General features: G+C 66.0%; 4 protein-coding genes and 2 pseudogenes. 3 read left to right on the top strand and 3 right to left on the bottom strand.

Annotated elements, in window-relative coordinates; genetic code table 11:
* A pseudogene (locus ACEN88_RS21720) lies at positions 1 to 99 on the bottom strand (LysR family transcriptional regulator); the annotation flags it as partial.
* Between the two features lie 381 nt (positions 100 to 480).
* On the opposite strand from ACEN88_RS21720, the gene ACEN88_RS21715 reads away from it, so the two are divergent.
* The 3 genes from ACEN88_RS21715 to ACEN88_RS21705 all read left to right on the top strand — a co-directional run bounded on the left by ACEN88_RS21715 (position 481) and on the right by ACEN88_RS21705 (position 3,061).
* Positions 481 to 633: a hypothetical protein gene (locus tag ACEN88_RS21715; protein ID WP_413342934.1), complete on the top strand. Its 153-nt coding sequence runs from the start codon at positions 481 to 483 to the stop codon at positions 631 to 633.
* Positions 634 to 645: 12 nt separating this feature from the next.
* Positions 646 to 1,053 carry a nucleoside diphosphate kinase regulator gene (rnk, locus tag ACEN88_RS21710; protein WP_413342933.1) on the top strand — a complete coding sequence of 136 codons (408 nt, stop codon included), beginning with the start codon at positions 646 to 648 and terminating at the stop codon, positions 1,051 to 1,053.
* Between the two features lie 427 nt (positions 1,054 to 1,480).
* Positions 1,481 to 3,061, top strand: coding sequence for an isocitrate lyase (locus tag ACEN88_RS21705; protein WP_413342931.1), 1,581 nt, complete (start codon positions 1,481 to 1,483; stop codon positions 3,059 to 3,061).
* 66 nt (positions 3,062 to 3,127) lie between these two features.
* Here the strand turns inward: ACEN88_RS21705 and ACEN88_RS21700 are convergent, their stop codons facing one another.
* Positions 3,128 to 6,217 (bottom strand): efflux RND transporter permease subunit, encoded by a 3,090-nt coding sequence (locus ACEN88_RS21700; RefSeq protein ID WP_413342929.1) that lies wholly within the window; start codon positions 6,215 to 6,217, stop codon positions 3,128 to 3,130.
* A pseudogene (locus ACEN88_RS21695) lies at positions 6,214 to 6,645 on the bottom strand (efflux RND transporter periplasmic adaptor subunit); the annotation flags it as partial. The gene ACEN88_RS21700 and the pseudogene ACEN88_RS21695, both read right to left, overlap by 4 nt.

Genomic DNA, 6,645 nt, shown 5'->3' with positions numbered 1-6,645 from the left:
GGCGGCGGCCGTCGCGGCCGCCGTGAAGCTGCCCAATTCCGCGGCGGAGCAGAACAGCTCGATGCTGCCGAGCAGGATGTCGTCGAACTGGCGGCTCATCGAAGGTTCCCATTCATTACACGGTGTATCAACAATCCTGCATCTTACTTCGTTTATCGACGCATGGGACCGGCGCCTGGCCACGCCTAACGGCGCGCCACTTTGCCCCGACCGGATGTACAATGAACGATCGATCTTCGTTACATAGCAGCGCAATGGCTCACGAGAAGTTCCTGATCTGCCGACAGCCCCACGCCCCCGTCCGCGCGACGGCGGCCTGCCTGCGCCTGCCCGATTACGCCCTGCCGCGCGTCCTCGCCCGGCTTCATTAAGCTCGGCGGCGGCACAGCCGTTGGCCGGGCTCCACAGAACATGACGATCCGCCCGACCCGCATCGGGCGGCCATGCCCCATTCCTGTCCAGGACATCAAGAGACTTATTATGAAACTCGATCGACCCTCGCTGTTCCGCCGCCCGCCCAGCATCCGGGCCATCAACGACCTGATCGCGCACCGCAAGCGCCTGCGCCAGCGCATCGGCCTCGCCCTCGCCGTCTGCCTGCCGCTCGGCTGGCTGCTGCTCCATGTCGACTGAAGGAGGACCGCCATGTATCCCGCCATCACCATTTCGACGCTCGACCTCGACCGCATCGACCTGATGCTGGACCGGCTCCCGCTGGCCCAGGCGGCCGCGCGCGACGCGCTGTCCGATGAACTCGCGCGGGCCGACGTCGTCGCGCCCTGGGACATGCCGCCCCGCGTCGTGACCATGCGTTCCACCGTCCGCTTCCGCCTGGACGGCAAGGACAGCGAGTGGTGCAAGACGCTCGTCTATCCGAAGGAAATCGGCGAGGGCGACGACACGGTCTCCGTGCTGTCGCCCGTCGGCAGCGCCCTGCTGGGCCTGGCGGAAGGCGACCGCATCGAGTGGACCCACCCGGACGGCCGGACGCTCGGCGTGGAAGTCGTCGAGGTGATCTACCAGCCGGAACGCGCCGGTCACTACCACCTCTGACCGCCGCGCATGCCCAGTCATGCGCCTGGCGGATGACAGTCATCACGAAACATCATTGGACGGTTTTTTGTGCAACGCAGCATAATGCTTCCTGTCTCCTCTATCTTCCTCCAAGAAAATAGATTCAAGCCCGCCAACCAGCGGGCTTTTTTTTCGCCCCTACGCTCCCGGGCCGGATCCGGCGCCATTTTTCACTCGGCTGAATAACATTCCACAATATGAAATTTTTGCCTTTCAATAGGTGGGATGAATATTCCATTTCGCAAAATTTCTTGCCGCATTGCGGAATGCTTGAGATAACCCATTGAATACAATCGTTTAATTTTAGTTCTATGTCTTATATAAGACAGAAGATTTAGACACCTGGATCTCGTATGATGAACCCATGCGCTTCACCACTTTCGATTCACTTTTCATGGAGTTCGACATGTCCGAGTACCAAAACGATATCCAGGCCATCGCCACCCTCAAGCAGCGCTACGGCAGCGGCTGGGACGCCATCAATCCGGAATCCGCCGCCCGCATGCGTGCGCAGAACCGCTTCAAGACCGGCCTCGACATCGCCCGCTACACGGCCGCGATCATGCGCCGCGACATGGCGAACTACGATGCCGATCCGTCCAGGTACACGCAGTCGCTGGGTTGCTGGCACGGTTTCATCGGCCAGCAGAAGCTGATCTCGATCAAGAAGCATTTCAACAGCACCGACCGCCGCTACCTCTACCTGTCGGGCTGGATGATCGCCGCGCTGCGCTCGGAATTCGGCCCGCTGCCGGACCAGTCGATGCACGAAAAGACCGCCGTCCCCGCGCTGATCAAGGAGCTGTACACGTTCCTGCGCCAGGCCGACGCCCGTGAACTGGGCGGCCTGTTCCGCCAGCTGGACGCGGCCGAAGGCGCCGCCAAGGCCGCGCTCCAGGACAAGATCGACAACTTCGTCACGCACGTCGTGCCCATCATCGCCGACATCGACGCCGGCTTCGGCAACGCGGAAGCGACCTACCTGCTGGCCAAGCAGATGATCGAAGCGGGCGCCTGCTGCATCCAGCTGGAAAACCAGGTGTCGGACGAAAAACAGTGCGGCCACCAGGACGGCAAGGTCACAGTCCCGCACGAGGACTTCCTCGCGAAGATCCGCGCCGTGCGCTACGCGTTCCTCGAACTGGGCGTGGACGACGGCGTGATCGTCGCCCGTACCGACTCGCTGGGCGCCGGCCTGACCAAGCAGATCGCCGTCACCCATGAACCGGGCGACCTGGGCGACCAGTACAACAGCTTCCTGGACGCGGAAGAAATCGCGGCCGCCGAACTGAAGAACGGCGACGTCGTGATCCAGCGTAACGGCAAGCTGCTGCGCCCGAAACGCCTGGCGAGCAACCTGTTCCAGTTCCGCGAAGGCACGGGCGAAGCGCGCTGCGTCCTCGACTGCATCACGTCGCTGCAGAACGGCGCCGACCTGCTGTGGATCGAGACCGAGAAACCGCACATCGGCCAGATCGGCGGCATGGTCAAGGAAATCCGCAAGGTCGTCCCGAACGCGAAGCTGGTGTACAACAACAGCCCGTCGTTCAACTGGACGCTGAACTTCCGCCAGCAGGTGTACGACGGCATGAAGTCCCGCGGCGAAGACGTGTCGGCCTACGACCGCGCCCACCTGATGAGCGCCGAGTACGACGACTCGATCCTGGCGAAGGTCGCCGACGAGCGCATCCGCACGTTCCAGGCCGACGCGGCGCGCGAAGCGGGCATCTTCCACCACCTGATCACGCTGCCGACCTACCACACGGCCGCCCTGTCCACGGACAACCTGGCCAGGGACTACTTCGGCAATCAGGGCATGCTGGGCTACGTGGCCGGCGTGCAGCGCAAGGAAATCCGCCAGGGCATCGCCTGCGTCAAGCACCAGAACATGTCCGGTTCGGACATCGGCGACGACCACAAGGAATACTTCAGCGGCGAAGCGGCGCTGAAGGCCGGCGGCAAGCACAACACGATGAACCAGTTCTGATTCCGGTCACGACCGACGCCAGCCCGGGCGGTGCCGCAAGGCCCGCCCGGGCTTTTTGTTGCGGCCTCAGGCCGGCGCCGCCTCGGCCAGTGCCGGCGCGGGCTCGGACGCCGGAACGATCCGGAACCAGATGGCGTACATCGCGGGCAGGAACACGAGCGTCATGACCGTGCCTGCGAACGTCCCGCCGATCAGCGTGTAGGCGAGCGTGCCCCAGAACACGGAGTGCGTCAGCGGAATGAAGGCCAGCATCGCCGCCAGCGCCGTCAGGATGACGGGGCGCGCGCGCTGCACCGTCGCCTCGACGACGGCGTCGAACGGATTCAGTCCCTCCGCGCGGTTGTGGTCGATCTGCCCGATCAGGATCAGCGTGTTGCGCATCAGGATGCCGGACAGCGCGACCAGGCCCACGAGCGCATTGATGCCGAACGGCTGGCGGAACAGGATCAGCGTCGGCACCACGCCGATCAGGCCCAGCGGGCTGGTCAGGAACACCATCACCATCGACGCGATCGAGCGCACCTGGAACACGATGATCAGGAGGGTGAACGCGAGCATGACGGGGAACAGCGGCAGCAGCGCGGCATTCGCCTTGCCGGCCTCCTCGATCGACCCGGCCATGGCGAGCTTGTACCCGGACGGCAGCGCCGCCACGACGGGTTGCAGCGCCTGCTGCATGGCCAGCGACACGTCCGGCGGCTGCAGGCCCTCCGCGATGTCGCCGCGGATGGTGACGGTCGGCACGCGGTCGCGCCGGCGCAACACCGGTTCTTCCGGCCGGACGTCGACCGTGCCGACCTGCGACAACGGGATGCGCCGTCCGGCCGCGCCGACGAGCGTGAAGGCATTGATCCGCGCCGGGTCGAGGCGCACGTCGCCGGCCGCGCGGGCAACGACCTGCACCGAACGGATGTCCTCGCGCACCGCCGTGACGGGCACGCCGCTCAACAGGAACTGCAGCTGCTGCGCCACGGCGGCCGACGTCAGGCCGACGGCCTGCAGGCGGTCCTGGTCCAGGGTGAAATGCAGGGTCGGCACGCGCGTACCCCAGTCCGTGTTCACGGTGCGCATCTGCGGGCTCGCGCGCAGGATGGCTTCCACCTTCGCGGCGCTGGCGCGCAGCGTGTCCGGGTCGGGGCCGGACAGGCGGAACGCGACCGGATACGGCGAGTACGGGCCGAACACCAGCTGCGTGACGCGCACCCGGGCCTCCGGCGCCAGGCCGTCGGCGATGGCGCCGCGCAGGCGCAGCTTGAGCGCTTCGCGTTCCTGTTCATTGTCGGTGCGGATCACGATCTTGGCGAACGACGGATCCGGCAGCTCCGGCGCCATCGCCAGGTAGAAGCGCGGCGCGCCCTGCCCGATGTACGCGGTGACGGTGCGCGCTTCCTTCTGCTTCGCCAGCCACGCCTCGATCTTCGCGGCGGCGGCGGACGTCTGCCCGATCGCGGTCCCGTAGGGCATCTGCACCTCGACCAGCACTTCCGGCCGGTCGGACGTCGGGAAGAACTGCTTCTTGACGACGGCCATGCCGGCGCCGGCCAGCACGAAGGTGCCGATCACGATCAGCGCGACCAGCCATTTGCGCCGGATCACGGTACCCAGCAGCCGCCGGAACCGGTTGTAGTTCGGCGTGTCGTAGATGGCGTGATGACCGCCTTCGATCTTCGGAATCGCCGGCAGGAGTTTGACGCCCAGGTAGGGTGTGAACACGACGGCGACGATCCACGACGTGACGAGGGCAATGCCCACGATCCAGAACATGTTGCTCGTGTATTCGCCGGCCGTCGATTTCGCGAAGCCATTCGGCATGAAGCCGATGGCCGTGATGAGCGTGCCGGACAACATGGGGGCCGCCGTATGGCTCCAGGCGTACGCGGACGCCTGCACGCGGTCGTAGCCCTCTTCCATCTTCACGACCATCATTTCGATGGCGATGATGGCGTCGTCGACGAGCAAGCCGAGCGCGAGGATCAGGGAGCCGAGGGTGATGCGGTCGAAGTTCTTGCCCGTCGCGGCCATCACGATGAAGACGGCCGCCAGGGTCAGCGGCACGGCCGTGGCGACGACGAGTCCCACGCGCCAGCCCATGCTGAGGAAACAGACAACCATCACGACGAGGAGCGCGACGAAGAACTTGACCATGAATTCATCGACGGCGCCGCTGATGTTCGCGGCCTGGTCGGTCACCTTGGCGAGACTCATGCCCAGCGGGACGTCCTTGTTGATGGACCCGACCTCGGCATCGAGTGCCTTGCCCAGGTCGAGGCCGTTCCAGCCGTCGCGCATCACCACGCCCAGCAGCAGCGCCGGTTCGCCGTTGTTACGGATCAGGAAGGTGGCTGGATCCTCGTAGCCGCGTTCGACCGTCGCGATGTCGGACAGCTTCAAGGTGCGGCCCTGGCTGACGACCGGCGTGTCGCGGATTTTCTGCAGCTCGTCGTAGGCGCCGTCCAGGCGGACGAATACTTGCGCGCCCTTCGTGTCGATCGAACCGGCGGGCGTCAGCACGTTGCGCGCATTGAGGGCCGCGAAGATGTCCTGCGGGGCGATGCCCAGCGTGGCGAGGCGGTCGTGCGAGAACGACACGAAGATGCGTTCGGCCTGTTCGCCGATGATGTTGACCTTCTTGACGCCGGCGACGTGCAGCAGGCGCTGGCGCAGGGTTTCGGCATCGCGCACCAGCAGGCGTGACGGTTTGCCGCGCGCCTTCAGGGCGTACAGGGCAAACGTGACGTCGGAGAATTCGTCGTTGACCATCGGGCCGATGACGCCGCCCGGGAGCGAAGCCTGCGCGTCCTGCAGCTTCTTGCGCGCCTGGTAGAACTGGTCGGGCACGTCGGCGGGCGGCGTGCTGTCCAGCAGCGTGACCGTCGTGAACGCGAGGCCCGGACGGGTATAGGTGTCCGTGCGGTCGTAGTAGCGGAGTTCCTGCATGCGCTTTTCGAGCGGTTCCGCCACCTGGTCCTGCATTTCCTGGGCGGTGGCGCCGGGCCAGGCCGTGATCACCGTGAGCTGCTTCACCGTGAACGGCGGGTCTTCCGCGCGGCCCAGCTTCAGGAACGCCAGCACGCCGGCCAGCGAGACGAGCAGGATGAGGAACAGCGTGACCGACCGCTCGCGCACGGCCAGCGCGGACAGGTTGAAGCGGCTCATCGTGCGGCTCCCGGCGCGAAGTGTGGCGTGGTTTGTGGCGCGGTTTGCAATACGGTTGCGGCGGCAAGCCGGCCCGGCACGCGATCGAGGCGCACGGTATCCCCTTCGTGCAGCAGATGGGCACCCAGCGCGACCACGCGCTCGCCCGGCTTTAACTGGCCCGTCACGCGCGCCATGTCGTCGCCGATCGCGAGCACGTCGACGCGGCGCCACGTCACCTTGGCGGGATCGCCCGCGACGGTCCAGACGCCGCTGCCCTTGCCGGCGTCCAGGACGGCCGCGGCCGGGACCTGCAGCGCGCCGACCTTGCCGTCACTGTCGCCACCACGTTCACCGTCCAGGCGCAAGGTGACGGTGGCGCCGAGCGGCGCGTCCGCCAGCGGCCCGTCGAGGACGTATTTCGCCTCGTACGTGCGCGTGAGGCGGTC

Source organism: Massilia sp. CT11-108 (assembly GCF_047302915.1).
In the GTDB taxonomy this organism is placed as follows: Bacteria; Pseudomonadota; Gammaproteobacteria; order Burkholderiales; family Burkholderiaceae_D; genus Telluria; species Telluria orientalis.
The sequence above is the reverse complement of the archived record's forward strand: the minus strand, read 5'-3'. Positions and strand labels throughout refer to the sequence as shown.

Bases quoted from the DNA above. Each gene is read 5' to 3' on its own strand.
- ACEN88_RS21715 (WP_413342934.1), top strand. From the start codon at position 481: ATGAAACTCGATCGACCCTCGCTGTTCCGCCGCCCGCCCAGCATCCGG.
- rnk (WP_413342933.1), top strand. From the start codon at position 646: ATGTATCCCGCCATCACCATTTCGACGCTCGACCTCGACCGCATCGAC.
- ACEN88_RS21705 (WP_413342931.1), top strand. From the start codon at position 1,481: ATGTCCGAGTACCAAAACGATATCCAGGCCATCGCCACCCTCAAGCAG.
- ACEN88_RS21700 (WP_413342929.1), bottom strand. From the start codon at position 6,217: ATGAGCCGCTTCAACCTGTCCGCGCTGGCCGTGCGCGAGCGGTCGGTC.